The organism is Nocardia sp. NPDC005998, from assembly GCF_040614395.1.
GTDB lineage: Bacteria > Actinomycetota > Actinomycetes > Mycobacteriales > Mycobacteriaceae > Nocardia.
Window position 1 is genome coordinate 24651 of the sequence record NZ_JBEXUI010000057.1, and the last position, 18345, is coordinate 42995.

General features: G+C 66.9%; 16 protein-coding genes. 12 read left to right on the forward strand and 4 right to left on the reverse strand.

Going from position 1 to position 18345, the window contains the following annotated elements:
• Window positions 1-46: 46 nt before the first annotated feature.
• A complete protein-coding gene (locus ABZ293_RS39390; protein WP_355189359.1) occupies window positions 47-688 on the forward strand; it encodes a TetR/AcrR family transcriptional regulator C-terminal domain-containing protein in 642 nt (213 codons plus the stop codon).
• A 51-nt stretch (window positions 689-739) separates the two neighbouring features.
• Here the strand turns inward: ABZ293_RS39390 and ABZ293_RS39395 are convergent, their stop codons facing one another.
• Together ABZ293_RS39395 and ABZ293_RS39400 are read right to left on the reverse strand one after the other, a co-directional pair.
• A complete protein-coding gene (locus ABZ293_RS39395; RefSeq protein ID WP_355189361.1) occupies window positions 740-1513 on the reverse strand; it encodes an alpha/beta fold hydrolase in 774 nt (257 codons plus the stop codon).
• Between the two features lie 10 nt (window positions 1514-1523).
• A complete protein-coding gene (locus ABZ293_RS39400) occupies window positions 1524-2288 on the reverse strand; it encodes an aldolase (protein WP_355189363.1) in 765 nt (254 codons plus the stop codon).
• Window positions 2289-2412: 124 nt separating this feature from the next.
• Between ABZ293_RS39400 and ABZ293_RS39405 the strand changes: the two genes are divergently transcribed.
• Window positions 2413-3333, forward strand: coding sequence for an acetamidase/formamidase family protein (locus ABZ293_RS39405; protein WP_355189364.1), 921 nt, complete (start codon window positions 2413-2415; stop codon window positions 3331-3333).
• Between the two features lie 6 nt (window positions 3334-3339).
• Here the strand turns inward: ABZ293_RS39405 and ABZ293_RS39410 are convergent, their stop codons facing one another.
• A complete protein-coding gene (locus tag ABZ293_RS39410) occupies window positions 3340-3900 on the reverse strand; it encodes an XRE family transcriptional regulator (RefSeq protein ID WP_355189366.1) in 561 nt (186 codons plus the stop codon).
• A gap of 457 nt (window positions 3901-4357) precedes the next feature.
• On the opposite strand from ABZ293_RS39410, the gene ABZ293_RS39415 reads away from it, so the two are divergent.
• The 9 genes from ABZ293_RS39415 (at window position 4358) to ABZ293_RS39455 (ending at window position 16059) form a co-directional block, all read left to right on the forward strand.
• Window positions 4358-5185, forward strand: coding sequence for a GNAT family N-acyltransferase (locus tag ABZ293_RS39415; protein WP_354955789.1), 828 nt, complete (start codon window positions 4358-4360; stop codon window positions 5183-5185).
• 5 nt (window positions 5186-5190) lie between these two features.
• A complete protein-coding gene (locus ABZ293_RS39420; RefSeq protein ID WP_355189368.1) occupies window positions 5191-6237 on the forward strand; it encodes a lysophospholipid acyltransferase family protein in 1047 nt (348 codons plus the stop codon).
• 524 nt (window positions 6238-6761) lie between these two features.
• On the forward strand, window positions 6762-8225 hold the full coding sequence (locus ABZ293_RS39425; protein WP_355189370.1) for an MDR family MFS transporter: 1464 nt from the start codon (window positions 6762-6764) through the stop codon (window positions 8223-8225).
• Window positions 8226-8407: 182 nt separating this feature from the next.
• On the forward strand, window positions 8408-9634 hold the full coding sequence (locus ABZ293_RS39430; RefSeq protein WP_355189372.1) for a cysteine desulfurase family protein: 1227 nt from the start codon (window positions 8408-8410) through the stop codon (window positions 9632-9634).
• Complete coding sequence (mnmA, locus tag ABZ293_RS39435) at window positions 9634-10752, forward strand: tRNA 2-thiouridine(34) synthase MnmA (protein ID WP_355189374.1); 1119 nt, start codon at window positions 9634-9636, stop codon at window positions 10750-10752. Before ABZ293_RS39430 ends, mnmA begins: the two co-directional genes overlap by 1 nt.
• 187 nt (window positions 10753-10939) lie before the next feature.
• The gene (locus ABZ293_RS39440; protein ID WP_355189386.1) at window positions 10940-11938 is read left to right on the forward strand and encodes a methionine synthase; all 999 of its coding nucleotides are present in this window, start codon (window positions 10940-10942) and stop codon (window positions 11936-11938) included.
• Window positions 11939-12043: 105 nt separating this feature from the next.
• Window positions 12044-14143: an NAD-dependent DNA ligase LigA gene (gene ligA / locus ABZ293_RS39445; protein ID WP_355189388.1), complete on the forward strand. Its 2100-nt coding sequence runs from the start codon at window positions 12044-12046 to the stop codon at window positions 14141-14143.
• A gap of 105 nt (window positions 14144-14248) precedes the next feature.
• Window positions 14249-14947, forward strand: coding sequence for an SDR family oxidoreductase (locus ABZ293_RS39450; RefSeq protein ID WP_355189376.1), 699 nt, complete (start codon window positions 14249-14251; stop codon window positions 14945-14947).
• Window positions 14944-16059 (forward strand): S-adenosylmethionine:tRNA ribosyltransferase-isomerase, encoded by a 1116-nt coding sequence (locus ABZ293_RS39455; RefSeq protein ID WP_355189378.1) that lies wholly within the window; start codon window positions 14944-14946, stop codon window positions 16057-16059. The genes ABZ293_RS39450 and ABZ293_RS39455 overlap by 4 nt, the downstream gene beginning before the upstream one ends.
• Here ABZ293_RS39455 and ABZ293_RS39460 read toward each other — a convergent pair.
• Window positions 16046-16411 carry a hypothetical protein gene (locus ABZ293_RS39460; RefSeq protein WP_355189380.1) on the reverse strand — a complete coding sequence of 122 codons (366 nt, stop codon included), beginning with the start codon at window positions 16409-16411 and terminating at the stop codon, window positions 16046-16048. The genes ABZ293_RS39455 and ABZ293_RS39460 overlap by 14 nt on opposite strands.
• 201 nt (window positions 16412-16612) lie before the next feature.
• On the opposite strand from ABZ293_RS39460, the gene ABZ293_RS39465 reads away from it, so the two are divergent.
• The gene (locus tag ABZ293_RS39465) at window positions 16613-17836 is read left to right on the forward strand and encodes an ATP-binding protein (protein ID WP_355189382.1); all 1224 of its coding nucleotides are present in this window, start codon (window positions 16613-16615) and stop codon (window positions 17834-17836) included.
• Window positions 17837-18345: the final 509 nt, after the last annotated feature.

Consider the following 18345-nt stretch of genomic DNA (forward strand, 5'->3'; position numbering starts at 1 on the left):
CACAGGTATTCTCTAACGGTGATGGTCCAATTCGGCGGTCGAGCCGATGACTGAATCGAGGCAGTCGACCCAGGCGAAGCAGCTGACCCATACGGAGGTCGTACAGGCGGGCCTGGATACGCTCGACGCCGTAGGCCTGGACAGCTGGACCATGCGGCGCGTGGCCGATCGCCTCGGGGTGCAGCTGAATACGGTGTACTGGCATGCGAAGAACAAATCGGCGCTACTGGACCTGATGGCCGATGAGCTGCTCGCCGGGTGTGCCGATGGACGATTACCACGCCCTTGGCGTAAGCGGGTGATTACCCTCGCCGCGCGGTATCGCGCAGCCTTGTTGTCCCGACGAGACGGCGGCCGGTTGTCGATCGCGCGATTCCATGCCCTCCCGAACACCATTCGTTTGTCCGAAGCCCTGCACAAAGCATTTGTCGATGGCGGCCTGCCACCAGCAGTGGTGTCTCATGCCGCGTGGAGCGTTTCTTACCTTACTTTGGCCAGCGTGATCGAGGAGCAGGGAGAGCCAGCAGACTGGGCTGGGGAGTGGGAGCGATCGTCGCCCACTCTGCGACAAAACAACGATCTTGCCGAGGCTCTCCGCTATTCGGTGTCGGCTGATTATCGAGTGCGTTTCGAATTCAGTATCGATCTGCTATTGGCAGGGTTGGATACCACCCGCGGTGAGTCATAGCGATACATCGATCGAGATCGCTTTACTACCCGACACCACGCTCGAGCCGGCCTACGGCAAGCCGGTGCCTGCGTCCACCGATGCCCGCGTGGCCGCCGACCACCGGTCGATGAAGGTGATCGTGTGTGCGATCACGAGTTCGCGGTCGAGGTCGAGTGTGATCTCATGCGCGGAATGGTCGAGAACGATCAGTGACGAATCCGCCGCCGCAGCCGCGGCGCGTCGGCCGCAGGCCACGTCGACCAGTGGATCGTGGGCACCGTAGAGGAACAGCGACGGTGTTCGGAGCTCGGGCAGTCTGGCCCCGACCTGTTCGGCGAAATCCAGCGCGGGGGCGAAGGCGGCGACCGGGAATTCGTCGTAACACACGATGCCGGATGCCTTGTCCAGCACCGCGTCCCGGGAGTCGACCGGAATACGGTCGGCGTCGGTCAGATTGGTCAGCACGGCTTGTAGTCCGTCGAGCCGGAACAGCGGTGCGGCCATCACGACCAGGCCGTCCACCTGGCGTTCCAGCGCTAGGTGGGTCGCCAGTGCGCCACCGAAGGAGATGCCTGCGACGAAGACCTTGTCACACGTGCGGGACAGGTGCTCGAATGCCGCATCGAGGGCACCGGTCCATTCCGCGGGACGGGTTCCGGCCAGGTCGTCCACCGCGGTTCCGTGCCCGGGCAGTCTCGGCGCGGAAACCGTGAAACCCCTGCGCCACAATGCTTCTGCCAGCGGCCACATGTTCTGTGGGGCACCGGCGAAGCCATGGACGAGCAGCACGCCCACGGCGTTGCCCTCGATGGTGAATCCTCCGCTGTAGGGTTGCAGACCCATGACTGTGCTCCTAGAGAATTTGCGGGTCGGCGCGCAGGGCGCGGTCGGCGAACGAACGGTACGTGGCGTCGATGATGCTGGGCTGCAGTAGAAACTCCTGCGCCTCACGGGCGAGCGGCTCGGGGATCGGGGCGATCGTCGAACCGGTCGATTCGGCTCGGATCTGCAGCATCGCGGCATGTTCCAGCAGGAGCGCGAGGACGGTGGCCTCCTCGATGGTGCGACCGGTGGTCAGCATGCCGTGATGGGCCAGCAGGATCGCCTTCTTTGCGCCCAGGGCTCCGGAGATCAATTCGCCCTCGCGGTCGGCCACCGGCACACCGGGCCAGTCCGCCAGGAACGCGACCTCGTCGTACAGCGGAGTCGCGTCCATGTGCGAGACGACCAGCGGTTTTCCGAGCATCGACAGCGCCGACACGTTCGGCGGATGAGTGTGGACGATGCAGCCGACGTCCGGGCGCGCCCGGTACACCCAGTAATGGAATCGGGTCGCCGGATTGGGCTGGACGCTGCCCTGCACCGGGTTCAGATCGTCGTCGACTCGGATCACATCGGTCACGGTGACCGCGTCGAAGGCCGGGCTCCAGGGCACAGTCCAGAAGGTGCCGTCGCCGACTCGCGCGGTCACCTGCCCGGCCAGTGCGAAGCAATGGTCCTGCGCGGCCAGGATCCTGCAGGTCAGTGCGATCTTCTCGGGATCAGACCAGGGCAGACCCAGTAACTGCTGGGTCAGCGCGGGGCGGATCACCCGGATCGGTGATTGATGGGTGGTCATCGCCACAATGTACCTCATAGGCAAATTTTTCTACAGAAATTCGCCTCTCAGGCATCGCGGTTCGCTAGTGTGTCCGACAACGCCCGGCGGGATCGGGCGCGAACGAAAGGTTGGATTTCGCCTCATGATTCATTCGCTCACCGGGGCACCGCATCGGATGTGGACTCCGCAGCACCCACCGACGGCCGAGATCGGCAGCGGCGACGTGGTCGAGTTCGAACTACAGGAAGCCACGGGCGGCCAGTTCGACCCGACCTCCACGGTCGCGGCGGTGGACACATTCGACTGGGACCGGGTGTATCCGCTGATGGGCCCAGTCCGGGTCCACGATGCCGAACCCGGCGACACCCTCGCCATCGAATTCCTGGACATGCGCACTGTCGAATGGGGATGGACCGCCGTACTTCCCGGCCTGGGGCTGCTGACCGATCAGTTCCCCGAGGCGCACCTGCACATCTGGGATCTCGCCGGCGGCCACGCCGAATTCGGCGATGTCGCAACGATTCCGGTGCGCCCCTTCTGCGGCGTGGTCGGCGTCTGCCCGAACGTCGCCGAACCGCAGCCGGTCCTGCCGCCGGGCAACTTCGGCGGTAACCTCGACTGCCGCGACCTCACCGCCGGAACCACCCTGTACCTCCCGGTACAGGTCCCCGGCGCGCTGCTCAGCTTCGGTGATCCCCACGCGGCCCAGGGGGACGGCGAATTATGCGTCAGCGCGATCGAGGCGTCGATGTCCGGCGCGGCGCGGGTGACCCTGCACAAGAACCGCGCGATCACCGCACCACAGTTCGCGACCGCAGGCCCGTTGCGGCCGGGCATAGAGGACCGGGGGTATTACGCCACCACCGGAGTGGCGCCCGATCTGATGGCCGCGGCCCGGGCTGCGACGTCCGCGATGATCGACCACCTCGGTGCCCGGTACGGCCTGGCACCCATCGACGCCTACATCTTGTGCAGCGTGGCCGTCGATCTCAGGATCATCGAAATCGTCGACGCACCCAACTGGGTGGTCGGCGCCTACCTCCCGCTCGCACTGATGCACTAACTCGCTTCAGTGTGTGAGCGGCACATTACCGCTGGAAATCAGCAGAATCGTGGCCGCGGCCTTCGACGTCGCCCGAATATGATGCGGCAGTGCAGCATCGAATTGGATAGCGTCACCCTTCCGCAGGTGAACCACCTCGGTGCCCAGTGTCAATTCGATGCCGCCCGAGACTATCTGCATCCATTCCTGGCCCTCATGCGAGACCGCGGACGTGGTCCGGCCCGGCGGAAATGTTGCCTCGACGATATTGGTGGCCGCCCCGGGCCCGCTGAGTATCCGATAGGACGCGTCCGCATTCCGATGGACCGGCCCGGCATCGGCGGCTACCAGATGATACGGCCGCGAATCCCCCTCTTCGACCAGTTGACTCAGGCTCATCTCGTAGGCACGGGCTATCTGCAACAGCGCACCGATGGACGGTTTCCGCTCGAATTTCTCGATGCGCGAAAGATGCGCCGCCGAAATACCCGTCAACCTCGCCAACGTCGTCAACGTGATCTGCCTGTCCTGGCGCAACGTCAAAAGGCGTTGCGCCAGCCGCCGCTCGATCAACTCGTCCTCGCCCACGCACCGAAACTACAAGACATCGAGCACCGCGATGGCAGCACACCCACCACCAGAGCGTGGCTGGCTGCCACCGCAACAGGCCGACGATCAGTCTCGTGATCCAGCGTCCGAGCGAACGATCGAGGCGAGAACGCGACAGGGACGGGTGCGCTCGGACCGGGTGCTGCGCCGCGCCACACCATTACGGCTGCCAAGCACCGACGGGCGTCCGTGGCGGCACGGAGGTGAATTCGTTTTCGCCGACCCGGCCACCTGGGGCGAGCCCGCAGATGAGCGGTGAGTGAGCTAATTCAGCTATCGCGCTACCGTCAGCCGCCAACGTTACGGTTACACGCGCCTGAATCCGGCCTGAAGACTCAGGGAGGCGGACGAGCTCATCATCTCGTTCACCGAACCGGCATCGCGGCGACACTTCGAGGTCGCTCCGGCGCTGTTTCGGGCTGGCTTCATCACGGATATGACTATTTCGTCCGTGTTGACAGCCCCGGCTCGACCGACGGACTCCGGGGCGGAACGGTCTCGGTATTCCCTGGTCGTTTCCTCCGATGCAGAGCACCGGCTGGCCGCCCAGCGGCTGCGCTACGGCGTCTTCGCCACCGAGCCCGGCTTCCAGATCGCCGATAACGGAACCGGTCTGGACGCGGACCGGTTCGACGAGCATTGCGATCACCTGCTGGTCCGCGATGACCGCACCGAGGAGTTCGTCGGCTGCTACCGAATGTTGCCGCCGGACAAGGTGAACGCCGCGGGCGGCTACTACACGGCCACCGAATTCGATCTGGCCCAACTGGATCCGGTGGGCAACCGGATCGTGGAGATGGGGCGCGCCTGCGTGGTGCCCGACCACCGCAATGGCTCGGTACTCACTCTTATGTGGGCGGGCATCCTGCACTACATCCAGCTCACCGGATACGAGTGGGTGATGGGATGCGTCTCGGTGCCCATGCAGGACACCCCCGCCGACCCGGCCGGGGTGAACGTGCGCGGGGTGCGGGATATGCTGCTCGGCCGCCACGGATCCGATCCCGAGCGGCGGGTGCACCCTTATAACCCGGTGGTCGTCGACGGACTGACGCTGGACGAAATGACCCCGCCCGCCCGCCCGAAGCTGCCGCCGCTGCTGCGCGGCTATCTGCGCCTCGGCGCGGAGATCTGCGGCGAACCGGCGCATGATCCGGATTTCGCGGTCGCCGACTTCGTCGCACTGCTCGGTCTGGACACCATCAACACCCGCTACCTCAACCGATTACAGGACGCCGCAAACACACTCGACGGGGGACGGTGAGGTAGATGGTGTTCGACGCGCCGCCCGCACAGAGCACCGCGCACTCGTGGATGCCGTCGAGTCCCTGTGGGCCCGGCTGCATCGATCCGGTGGATGAGATCGGTACCGCACGGGTCATCGGCCGACTACTCGGCGTGGCCGGGCTGCTGGTCAGCTTTCCGGTCGTCAATATCGTCACACCGCGTGGTCGGCGCGAACAGCTGCAGCGGCGCTATGCGCGAACTGTGCTGAGCTGTCTTGGGATTCGGTTGCGTGTGGTGGACAACCGGGGCGTCGGTCGACCCGATGCCGGGCAGTCGGCCGATGCGCGCTTCAGCGAACCGGGCGAAGGTCTGCTGATCGTGGCCGGACATATCGGCTGGACCGATGTCGTCGTCATGGCCGCAGTGCAGCCGCTCGGCTTCGTGGCGCGTGCCGATATGGTCGATTGGCCGCTGCTCGGCGGTTTGGCGAAGCTGATGCGGGTCATCCCGATCGAACGCGAACGGCTGCGCGAACTGCCCGGTGTGGTGGCGACCATCGGTGAACGGCTGGCATCGGGCGATCGGATCGCGGTCTTCCCCGAGGGCACCACCTGGTGCGGCCGCGCCTACGGCACCATGCGGCCCGCGCTCTTCCAAGCCGCCGTGGACACCGCGACGTCGGTGCAGCCGGTGCGGCTGCGCTACCTGGACGCGCACGGTACGCAGTCGACGATTCCGGGATTCGTCGGCGACGATTCCTTCGGCACCTCGGCGAAGCGGGTGCTGCGCTCGCGCGGCATGGTGGCCGAAGTGGTGCTCGCGCCGGTTGAATATCCGGGACTCGACCGGCGCGACCTGGCTCGCCGCTGTGAACAGGCCGTACGTGGTGCGGACCGGTCGCGCCACGGCGCCATCGAGGCCTCGGAGTGGATCGAGGCAACGGCCACCCGAGTGCAGGATCCGGAGTCGGCCGAGACGCGGGCCACACCGGCCGTGCGGCGGCCGTCGCGGCTGCGACCGTTCCGTCGCTCCGGCCGCCGAGCCACGGGTCACCAGGAGATCGAAGGGACGGCGGCAGCCCCGGCCTGATCGCGGTTTCTCTGACATCGACCTGCTTCGACGGTGCGGGAACGGACCCGTGCCTGACCGAGGCGATCGAGCTCATCCAGGCGGCACCTGGCGCCAAGCCGGCAGGCACCCGGGGCGCGTGTGGTTCGAGGTCGACGCACTGGCTGGTGAGCCATCGAAGTGGCTGACGTTGTTCGGTACCCGAGTCCTGTCCTAGTGGGACTCCCGGATGTCCGATTAGTTCGGCCTTCGTTGCCAGCTGCGATATCGGGAAGCACAGTCGGACCTTCGGCCTCGCAGACGTCACCCATCCGGGCGACACGGCCAGCGAAAAACATGATGAAGATTCGCGGATGCAATGGGACACTACGGCTTCCAACCCGACGATCTGGACGGCCGGTGGGGCAACTCGCGACCGTCGAAGTGTCGCGGTAGCCGTTGAGAATTGGCGGGACCGATTAATTAGGCGAAGTGGTCCCGTCTGATCTCATGTGGCGCCGCTCTCGGCCCGCATATCGTCCCGATCGAAAGCCCGGAGGTATCCGATGCCCGCAGACAGACCCGTCCGTCCGACCGGACGGGGAACCCCGACCGTAGTCCGGCTGCTGGTGCTCGCGACCTTCGTGGTGATTCTGAACGAAACCATCATGATCAACGCGATTCCGCGGCTGATGGCCGACCTCGAGGTGACCGAACGCACCGCGCAGTGGGTGTCGACCGCGTTCATGCTCACCATGGCGGCGGTCATCCCGGTCACCGGATGGTTCCTGCAGCGGGTCACCACTCGCCGGGCCTATACGATCGCGATGGGTGTGTTCATCGCGGGCACAGCGCTTTCCGCCGTGGCCCCGTCGTTCACGGTGCTGCTGCTCGGGCGGATCGTCCAGGCGGGTGGTACCGCGGTGATGATGCCGTTGCTGATGACCACCCTGATGACGGTGGTCCCCGAACAGGACCGCGGCCGGGTCATGGGCAATGTCACCCTCGCCATCTCGGTCGCCCCGGCCATGGGGCCGGTCCTGTCCGGTGTGGTACTCCAAGTCGGTTCGTGGCGTTGGCTTTTCGGGCTGGTGCTGCCGATTGCCGCGGTGGTCACCTGGCTGGGCCTGCGCAAACTGGACAATATCGGCGAACCGCAGACCGGCGCGCTCGACTGGTCCAGCGTGGCATTCGCCGCGGTCGGATTCGGTGGCCTGGTGTACGGGCTCAGCCGGTTCGAGACTCACAATGTCGCGACACCCGCGGTGATCGTCGGCACCGGATTGGCGCTCATCGGTGTCTTCGCGGCCCGTCAGCTGCGACTGCAGCGCACTGGAGCCCCGCTGCTGGATCTGCGCATCCTGCTGTTCGGCACCTACACCAAGGCGCTGATCCTGATGTCGGTCGCGTTCATGGCGATGCTCGGATCGATGATCCTGCTGCCGCTGTACCTGCAGAATCTGCGCGGCTTGTCGGCACTGCAGACCGGACTGCTCGTCATGCCGGGCGGACTGGCGATGGGGCTGCTCGGCCCGACTGTCGGGCGGCTGTTCGACCGGTTCGGCGGGCGAGTACTGGTGATTCCCGGTTCGATCGGTGTCGCGGCCGCACTCGCCGGGTTCACCCGGATATCGATGACCATGCCGTACTGGCAGCTGTTGATCCTGCACATCCTGATGATGGTGTCGCTGGCCGCGGCGTTCACCCCGGTCTTCACGCTCGGGCTCGGGGCGCTCCCGCAGCACCTGTACTCACATGGCAGCTCCATGCTCGGCACACTGCAGCAGGTGGCCGCGGCCTTCGGTACCGCCCTGGTGGTGACGGTGATGTCCGCCCGCAGCAGTGCGCTAGTAGCGGACGGAGCGGATCCGATCACCGCACACCTCGACGGCATGCGCCTGGCATTCGCCATCTCCGCCGCCATGGCCCTGATCGTCATCGTGATGGCAGTGCTGCTGCCGAGCCGATCCAGCGCCCCACAGGACGCGGATGGCGCCGAGACGCCGACCCCCGAGCTGGTGGAGAGCTGATCGTCCCGGCGGGCCGCACGCGTCGCTGCTCACACCGCTGCCGACAGTGCGTCGGCAGCGGTGTCGGCCACGGCGAACACGCCGATGGCACAGCTTGTTACGCCGGGCGCGCCGTCGGCTCGCCGGTCACTGCGATCGGGCGGGAATAACGGCGAAACCCCGACGGCTATCCTTTACTGGTCATGAAGTCGGCTTTTTCGGGTCCGGTCCACGGTGCGCCCAAGACGGTCTACCTCGATCATGCGGCGACCACCCCGATGGTGCCTGCCGCGATCGAGGCGATGACGGCTGCCCTCGGGATGACGGGCAATGCCTCCTCACTGCACGGTTCCGGGCGCACGGCACGGCGGATGCTGGAGGAGGCGCGCGAATCGATTGCCGCCGATCTGGGCGCCCGGCCGTCGGAGGTGATCTTCACCTCGGGTGGGACCGAGAGCGACAATCTGGCGATCAAGGGCATCTACTGGGCGCGCCGCGCCGCCGAGCCGCGCCGGACCAGGATCATCGCGGGGTCGACCGAACATCACGCGGTCATCGACACGGTCGAGTGGCTGGAGCAGCATGAGGGCGCCCAGGTGACCTGGCTGCCGGTGGACGCCGACGGTGTCGTATCGCCGCGGGTATTGCGTGCGGCGCTGGCCGAGTATGCCGACGAGGTCGCGCTGGTGAGCATCATGTGGGCCAATAACGAGGTGGGCACCATCGCCCCGATCGTCGAATTGGCCATGGTGGCACAGGAATTCGGCGTGCCGATGCACAGCGACGCGATCCAGGCCGCTGCCCAGCTGCCGATCGACTTCGCGGCGAGTGCGCTGTCGGCCGCGAGTTTCGCCGGGCACAAGGTCGGTGGACCGCACGGTGTCGGTGTCCTGCTGCTCGGCCGGCAGGTGCCGTGTGTGCCGCTGCTGCACGGCGGCGGGCACGAACGCGATCTGCGCTCGGGGACCTCCGATACCGCCGCGGCCGTCGGACTGGCCACCGCATTGCGTCATACCGTGGCCGAGTTGCCCACGCGCACACCGGAATTGACTGTGCTGCGGGATGATTTGATCGCGGGTATCCGCACGGCCGTTCCGGATGCGGTATTGAGCGGTCCGGTCGGGGAGCGGCGACTGCCGGGCAATGTGCACTTCACCTTTCCCGGCTGCGAAGGTGATTCGCTGCTGATGCTGCTGGACGCAGCCGGAATCGAATGTTCGACCGGATCGGCCTGCAACGCGGGCGTGGCCGCCCCCAGCCATGTGCTGATCGCCATGGGCGTCGAACCGTGGCAGGCGCGCGGTTCGCTGCGCTTCTCGCTGGGGCACACCTCGACGCGCGCCGATGTGGACGCGGTGCTGAATGTATTGCCCCGGATTGTGGAAAGGGCCAGGGCCGCGGGTCTGGCCGGTGCGAAGGGAGGTGTCTGATGCGGGTACTCGCCGCGATGAGTGGTGGTGTGGACTCGGCAGTGGCGGCGGCACGTGCCGTCGACGCGGGTCATGAGGTGGTCGGCGTGCATCTAGCGCTGTCGGCGACGCCGGGCACGCTGCGCACCGGTTCGCGCGGTTGCTGCTCCAAGGAGGACGCCGGTGACGCCCGGCGGGCCGCCGATGTGCTCGGCATCCCCTTCTATGTCTGGGATTTCGCCGATCGCTTCAAGGAAGACGTGATCGACGATTTCGTCGCCGCGTACGCGGCCGGTGAGACGCCGAATCCGTGTCTGCGCTGCAACGAGAAGATCAAGTTCTCGGCCCTCGCCGATCGCGCGGTGGCACTCGGCTTCGACGCCGTGGTCACCGGACATTACGCGCGGCTCGAGGACGGTGTACTGCGCCGGGCCGTCGACGCCGATAAGGACCAGTCCTATGTGCTCGCGGTGCTGACCGCGCAGCAGCTGTCGCGGGCCATGTTCCCGGTGGGCGACACCCCGAAGCCGCAGATCCGCGCGGAGGCCGCCGACCGCGGGCTCGCGGTGGCGAATAAGCCCGACAGCCATGACATCTGCTTCATCCCCTCCGGTGATACCCGCGCCTTCCTCGGCGCGAAGATCGGCATTCGGCCGGGTGCGGTGGTCGACGCCGACGGCCAGGTGCTCGGGAATCACGAAGGCGTGCACGGATTCACGATCGGCCAGCGCAAGGGGCTCGGCCTGCCCGGTCCCGGCGCCGACGGCAAACCGCGCTATGTCACCGACATCGATCCCGACTCCGGCACCGTTCGCGTCGGCTCCGTCGAGGATCTGCAGGTGTGGACCGTGCAGGCCGACCGTGCGATCTGGACCTCCGGCTCCGCACCCGAGGGGTCGATCGAATGCGTTGCGCAGGTGCGCGCACACGGCGGCACCGCACCGGCCATTGCCGAGGCGGACGGCGACGGACTGATCGTGCGGCTGCGCGAGCCGCTGACCGGTGTGGCCCGTGGTCAGGCCGTGGTGCTGTATCGCCCGGATGTCCTGGGGGATGAGGTGATCGGCAGCGGCACCATCACCGACACCTCGCGTGCGGTGCCCGACTCGGTCAGCGCGGGCGTGAGCACTGCCAAGTGAGCGGTGCCTACATCGGGCGGCGCGGCAAGCGAGATCGGTCCACCCTCCTCGTCATTTCGGCGCAGACCGGGATCCACCACACAATGGGGTGTACACCCCGCATAGGGGCAGCGCAGTGAGCGAAATTGCCAGGGAATCGGGCGAACTCGAGGCGAAGGCACCCGTCCGTATCCCCGGTGGGATCGCGATGGCCGTCGGGTCCTGGCCGGGTACCGATCCGCGCGAGGCCGCGGCCACCATCATCGGTGAGTTGCCGGAACTGCCGCATCTGGTCGAACTGCCCAGGCGCGGTACGGGTTCGGACATGATCGGCCGCGTCTCCGCGCTGCTGGTCGATATGCGGTTCGACACCACGACGCGTGGCTATCGGCTGGTGTCCCGGCCCGGTGCGGTATCGCGGCGCGCTCGCGATCTGCTCAGGTCGGACCTCGACGCGCTCGAAGAGGCGTGGGAGACAGCGGGTTCGGCCGGTGCCGGGCGCACGGTCAAACTGCAGGCCGCCGGTCCGCTCACCCTCGCGGCCCAGCTGGAACTGCCCGGCGGTCACCGCGTACTCACCGATTCCGGGGCGGTGCGCGATATTTCGGAATCCCTTGCCGAAGGCCTGGACCGGCACGTGAGCGAGGTGCGCAAGCGCCTCGGCGCGGAAGTCGTTCTGCAACTGGATGAACCGTCGCTGGCCGAGGTACTGAACGGCTCGCTCCGCGGCGTCAGCGTCCTCGATACCGTGCGCGCGGTACCCGAACCGGAAGCACTTGCCGTCCTGGATGCGGTCATCACCGCACAATCGGCTCCGGTCCTTGTTCACAGCTGCGCCGAGTCGGCCGCACTGTCCTTCCTGCGCGGCAGCGCGGCCGCCGCCGTCGGCTTCGATATGTCCACCATCGCCACCCGCGATCTGGACGATATCGGTGAAATCCTCGATACCGGAAAACAAGTGGCGCTCGGCCTGGTCCCGACCACTCGGCCCGCCAAACCACCGACCTGGCGCGATATTGCCGAGCCAGGCGTCCGCCTGATCGACCGCCTCGGCCTGCGCCGCTCGACCCTCGCCACCCAGATCCTCGTCGCCCCCGCCTGCGGTCTGGCCGGTGCTCCACTGGACTGGGCCCGCGCGGCCCTGCGCCTGTCCACCGAGGTGGCCCGCGCCTACGCCGAAGAACCCGAATCGCTCGACTTCACCTGACGCCGGGCGCCGCGATCCGTGCGATGAGTCCGCCGCGACGTGCGGGAATGTGGCGGCTGGATGTCAGTGGGCTCGGCTAATGTGCGATGGGTGAGTGACAGCGACATTGTGGCGGAGCCAGCGACCGCGGAGCAGCGAGTGGAGTGGCAGCGGCTCGCGGATGAGGTTCGTGAGCATCAGTTCCGGTACTACGTCCGGGACGCGCCGATCATCTCCGACGGCGAGTTCGACAAGCTGCTGCGGCAACTGCAGGCACTGGAGGACGCGCACCCGGATCTGCGCACACCCGATTCGCCGACGCAGCTGGTCGGCGGCGGATTCGCGACGGATTTCACCGCCGTGGACCACCTGGAGCGGATGCTGTCGCTGGACAATGTGTTCGACTTCGACGAGCTGCGCACCTGGGCGAGCCGGGTGGAGGCGGAGACCGGATCGAATCTGCACTATCTGTGCGAGGTGAAGATCGATGGCGTCGCGCTGAACCTCGTCTATGAGAACGGGCGGCTGGTGCGCGGCGCGACGCGCGGCGACGGGCGCACCGGCGAGGACGTCACGCTCAACGCGCGCACCATCGAGGACATCCCGGGCGAGCTCACGCCGTCGGCGGAGTTCCCGATCCCCGAGCTGCTCGAGGTGCGCGGCGAGGTCTATTTCCGCCTGGAGGATTTCGAGACGCTCAATGCCGCGATCGTGGCCGAGGGCAAACCGCCGTACGCGAATCCGCGCAATACCGCGGCGGGTTCGCTGCGGCAGAAGGATCCCGCGGTCACCGCGCGGCGTCGGCTGCGGATGATCTGCCACGGCTTCGGTCGCATCGAGGGCTACACCCCGACCTCACAGCACGAGGCCTACCGCGCCCTAGCCGCCTGGGGTCTGCCGGTCTCCGAACATACGAAGCTGGTACAGGGCATCGACGCGGTGATCGAGCGCGTCAACTACTGGGGCGAGCACCGCCACGATATCGAGCACGAGATCGATGGTCAGGTGATCAAGGTCGACGAGATGTCGCTGCAACGGCGTCTCGGTTCCACCTCTCGCGCTCCGCGCTGGGCGATCGCGTATAAGTACCCGCCGGAGGAGGCGACGACCAAGCTGCTCGGCATCGAGGTGAATGTCGGCCGCACCGGCCGGGTCACCCCGTTCGCGGTAATGGAGCCGGTCTCCATCGCGGGTTCCACGGTCGCGCGGGCCACTTTGCACAATGCCTCCGAGGTGAAGCGCAAGGGTGTGCTGATCGGTGACACTGTCACCATCCGCAAGGCGGGCGACGTCATCCCCGAGGTGCTCGGCCCGGTGGTGGATGCGCGCACCGGCGACGAGCGTGAATTCGTCATGCCGACGCAGTGTCCCGAATGCGGTGCGGAGCTGGCGCCGGAAAAGGAGAGCGACGTCGATATCCGCTGCCCGAATGGGCAGTTCTGCCCGGGGCAGCGGCGGGAGCGATTGTTCTACATCGCGAGCCGTCGGGTCTTCGATATCGAGGCGCTCGGCTATGAGGGCGCGGTGGACCTGCTGCGCTCGGGCGCGATCACCGATGAGGGCGATCTGTTCGACCTCGATGAGGCGCGACTGCTGACCACCTCGCTGTACGCGAATATGGACGGCACCCTGTCCGCGAACGGCAAGCGACTATTGGAGAACCTGCAGGCCGCCAAGGACCGCCCGCTGTGGCGAGCGTTGGTCGGCCTGTCCATCCGGCACGTCGGTCCGACCGCCGCCCGTGCGCTCGCCGCGGAATTCGCCAGCATGGACCGCATCGAACAAGCATCGGCCGAGGAACTCGGCGCCGCCGACGGGGTCGGTCCGACCATTGCGAACGCGGTGGTGGACTGGTTCACCGTCGACTGGCATCGCGCGATTGTCGACAAGTGGTGCGCGGCCGGCGTGCGCATGGCCGATGAGCGCGACGAGTCCATCGAGCGGACGCTCGAGGGCCTATCGATCGTGGTGACCGGTTCGCTGGAAGGGTTTTCCCGCGACGGTGCCAAGGAGGCGATCCTGGTGCGTGGCGGCAAGGCCGCGGGCTCGGTATCCAAGAAGACCGCGTTCGTGGTGATCGGAGAGTCGCCGGGATCCAAGGCCGCGAAGGCGGAGGAACTGGGCGTGCCGATCCTCGACGAGGCCGGATTCCGCCTCCTGCTCGAGCAGGGCCCAGAGGCGGTAGCACCGGATACCGCCGAGGGAGACGTCGAAGCGGAGGAATAGGGCGGCTCCTCGGAAGGGGGGATACGCCGTCGGCGAACGGCGCTTGACCTGAACCTAGCTCGAGGTATCACGATCGACTGGTAGGCAACTATCAGGAGATTCGATATGACTCACCGCTCTACCGCTCTGATCACCGGTGCTTCGGCGGGATTCGGTCTGGCTCTTGCGCGTTCGCTCATCGCGCGCGGCTGGCGGGTGATCGGCACCGCCCGCCGCGCCGATCGCCTCGAACAAGTGGAGTCCGAACTCGGCGAAGCCTTTCTCGCGGTGCCCGGCGATATCACCGATCCGGCGCATCGTGCCGAACTGGCCGAGATCGCCGCTGGGTTCGGACATCTCGACCTGCTCGTGAACAATGCGAGCAGGCTCGGGCCGAGTCCGATGCCGCGGCTGGCCGACTATCCGCTCAACGAGCTCGAGTTGGTGTACCGCACCAATGTCATTGCCCCGCTCGCGGTTCTGCAATTCGCGCTGCCGCTGCTCGGCGCCGACGGTGTCGCGGTGAACATCAGCTCCGACGCGGGCGTCGAACCGTATCCGAATTGGGGCGGTTACGGCTCCTCGAAGGCGGCGCTCGACCAGCTCACCGCCATTCTGGGCGCTGAATATCCGGACCAGTCGATCTACGCCTTCGATCCCGGCGATATGCGCACCGAAATGCACCAGGCCGCATTTCCCGGCGACGATATCTCCGATCGCCCGGAGCCCGAGACCGTGGTGCCCGCGCTCCTGCGACTGATCGAGCAGCGACCGAAGAACGGCCGCTACACCGTGGCCGATTTCACCGCGGGAGTCGCCAGATGAACTCGGCATCGACGGGTGGGCCAGCGGCGCTGAACGAATGGCCCGACATACTGCCGCCCGAGCGCAATGCCATCGCCCCGCCGGAGGCACGCGGTCTGGCCCGCGACGAGGTCCGGATGCTGGTGGCGGCGGATCGCCTCACCCACACCATATTCCGTGAGCTGCCACAGCAGTTGAATGCGGGTGACCTGGTGGTGGTGAACAATTCGTCGACCCTGGCCGCCGCGGTCGACGGCGTACTCGACGGCACGCCGGTCACGCTGCATCTGTCCACCTGGCTCAACGCGCTGGTCGAGGCGGAGACGGAGGCCAGCGTTCCACCGGATACCTTCGGCGGCTGCGACGGACTCTGGGTGGTGGAGGTGCGCACCCGCGAACGTACGCCGTACGGGGGTGATCTATACGCAGGCAATGAGATCCAAATGCCGGACGGCGCCACGGCCACTCTCCGCGAACCCTGGCTACCGGGTGCGCGCCGACTCTGGATCGCCGAACTCAGCGCGGATCCCACCTGGCTGCTGGCCACCCACGGCTATCCGATCACCTATTCATATGTGCCACAGCGTTGGTCGCCGTCCTACTACACGACAGTATTCGGCCGGATTCCGGGCAGTGCCGAAATGCCGAGTGCGGGACGCCCGTTCACCCAAGCGCTGGTGCTCGATCTGGTGACCGCCGGTGTGGCGGTCGCGCCGATCACCCTGCACACCGGGGTCTCCTCGCCCGAGGCGGGCGAACCGCCGAGTCCGGAGCGCTTCGCGGTACCGGCGACGACCGCACGTCTGGTGAACGACACCAGGGCGGCGGGCGGCCGCATTATCGCCGTCGGCACGACGGTGACCCGAGCATTGGAGTCGACCGCCGATCACAACGGGATCGTGCACCCGGCCCGAGGATGGACCGAACTGGTCCTGGGACCGCAACGGCCCGCCCGGGTGGTCGACGGCATCATTACCGGATGGCACGCTCCCGGCGCGTCACATCTGGATCTGCTCGTCGCGGTCGCGGGCGAGACAAGCGTGCACGAGGCCTACGCCACCGCTCTCGATACCGGCTATCTCTGGCACGAGTTCGGCGACAGCGCGCTGTTGTTCGGACCTAGGAGGGCGTAATGGTCACGGTGGAGTCGAGCTGGCCGCCGACCGTGACCCGGCCGCACTGACCATTGCTGAGATCGAGATGGTCGGTCCTGGTCTTGGTCCGGGTCTTCTGGATGGTGGTGTCGACAGTGACGTCGACCTTGCCCACCGAGCAGACCTTCACGAGCGCCGGTGACCCGGTGAAGCTGTAGGTGCCGCCACCCTGGCAGGTATTGGTCTCATCGTGGAAGAAGATCCGCGCCGAACCGTCCGGACACGGTGCCTCGGCGGCGGCCTGCGGCGGGCCGAGTACGACCAGCGGGCCGAGTGCGAGAGCGGCAGCGACGGAGCTGCGGGCCACAAGACGACGAACCGTCAGTTCCATCGTTAACCATCCTCATCAGGGTCCAGCGAGTGCCAGCGGATAGCCGCGGCGCCAGCATGATAACGCGTGACATGCGCATTTGTCCGGTCGAAGCCCGTGCGAAGGCGTCGAGCGGCGGCTATCGTGGCGCGCCGCGCGGGTGGCGGTGTCGCGGATGGGCGGGCGAACCGACAGGATGGCGGGATGCTGCGCAGTTTTCAGGTGACGAATCACAGATCGCTGGCCGAACGGCAGGACTTGCGATTGAGCCGGGGGAGTGGTCCGGTCGCGGTGCCGGTGACGGCGGTGCACGGTGCGAGTGCCGCCGGCAAGACGAACCTGATCGATGCCCTAGGGCAGATGCGCGACGCGGTGCTGAATTCGGTGACCGGCTGGGATCCGTACGCCGGGCCGGTGCGCGCGCCGCATCGCGGATTCCCGAATCGCCCTTCGGAATTCGTGGCCGGCTTCGTCGCCGAAGGGGTGCCGTACACCTACGGGTTCCGGTTGGACAATGCCGATGTGACGGCCGAATGGCTCTACACCCATCCCCGCTCGCGCAAGCGAATCATCTTCGAGCGCAATGGCGAACAGACCAAGATCGGCCCGATGTTCGAGGCCGCGCGCTACGGTATCGCGGCACTGCTACCGCTGGTGCGCCCGAATGCGTTGCTGCTCAGTCTCGCCGGGCAGATGTATGCCGAGGCGCTGGTGCCCGCGTATCGGTGGTTCTCCGCGATGCTCGAGGTGCAGCACGGTGCCGTCGATGCCGCGGCGGTGGCGCATCGGCTCGGCAGTCATCTCTCCGCCGCACCGGATCATGCGGTTCGACTGCTCATGCTGTTGCGCACCGCCGAACTCGGTATTACCGATCTGCTGATCGCCGAACCCGATCCGATGTACGCGGACTATCTGCGCGAACTCGACGCCGATATCGCGGGGACGGCCAAACAGGTGGAACTCTGCGCCACCTCGCCGGGGCACGCCGACCTGCTGCGGGATAACGGCATCACCGAGGTCATGCTCGAGCGCGAGCTCGGCAATCTCGAGGCCGCGCGCGATGCCCTCTACACCAGGATGGTCGAGCGCCGCGGCGTCGGGCTCGGCCTGGTACACGCCGGGATTGATGCCGCCTTCGATATCACCGAAGAATCTGCCGCGACACTGTCGATGCTGCGGCTGCTGCCGACCATGCTCGATGCGCTCGACTCCGGTCGAGTCCTCGCGATCGACGATATCGGCGCGCAGCTGCCGGTCGAGGAGACCGACCGGCTGATCCAGCTCTTCCAGAATCCGGAGACGAATTCCCGTGGTGCGCAATTGATCTTCACAACGAACAATCGCGCGCTGATCGATCGGGCGAATGGACGCTCACAGCGCACCCGCACCGCCGTCTGGCAGATCCGTCGCACCGAAGACGGCGCCAGCGAGCTAGCCGCGCTGTAGTCCGGCGAAACACGTCGTCGGTCGCGGCTGGTGCTGCGACTACGTGATGGTGCTGTGAGCGCGTGCTGTGTTGTGTGGTCGCGTGATGGTGCTGCGAGCGTGTGCTGTGTGGTGGGCGTGTGCCCTGTGGGTGGGTGATGGTGCTGTGAGCGCCAGGCGTGCTGTGAGCGCGTGACGTGCTGCGAGTGGGTGACATGCTGCGAGTAGGTGATGGTGCTGTGGGCGCCAGGCGTGCGGTGGGCGCCAGGCGTGCTGCGAGCGCCAGGCGTGCTGCGAGCGCCAGGCGTGCTGCGAGTGGGTGACGTGCTGCGAGTGGGTGACGTGCTGCGAGTGGGTGATGGTGCTGTGGGCGCCAGGCGTGCGGTGGGCGCCAGGCGTGCTGCGAGCGCCAGGCGTGCTGCGAGCGCCAGGCGCGCTGCGAGTGGGTGACGTGCTGCGAGTGGGTGATGGTGCTGTGGGCGCCAGGCGTGCGGTGGGCGCCAGGCGTGCTGCGAGCGCCAGGCGTGCTG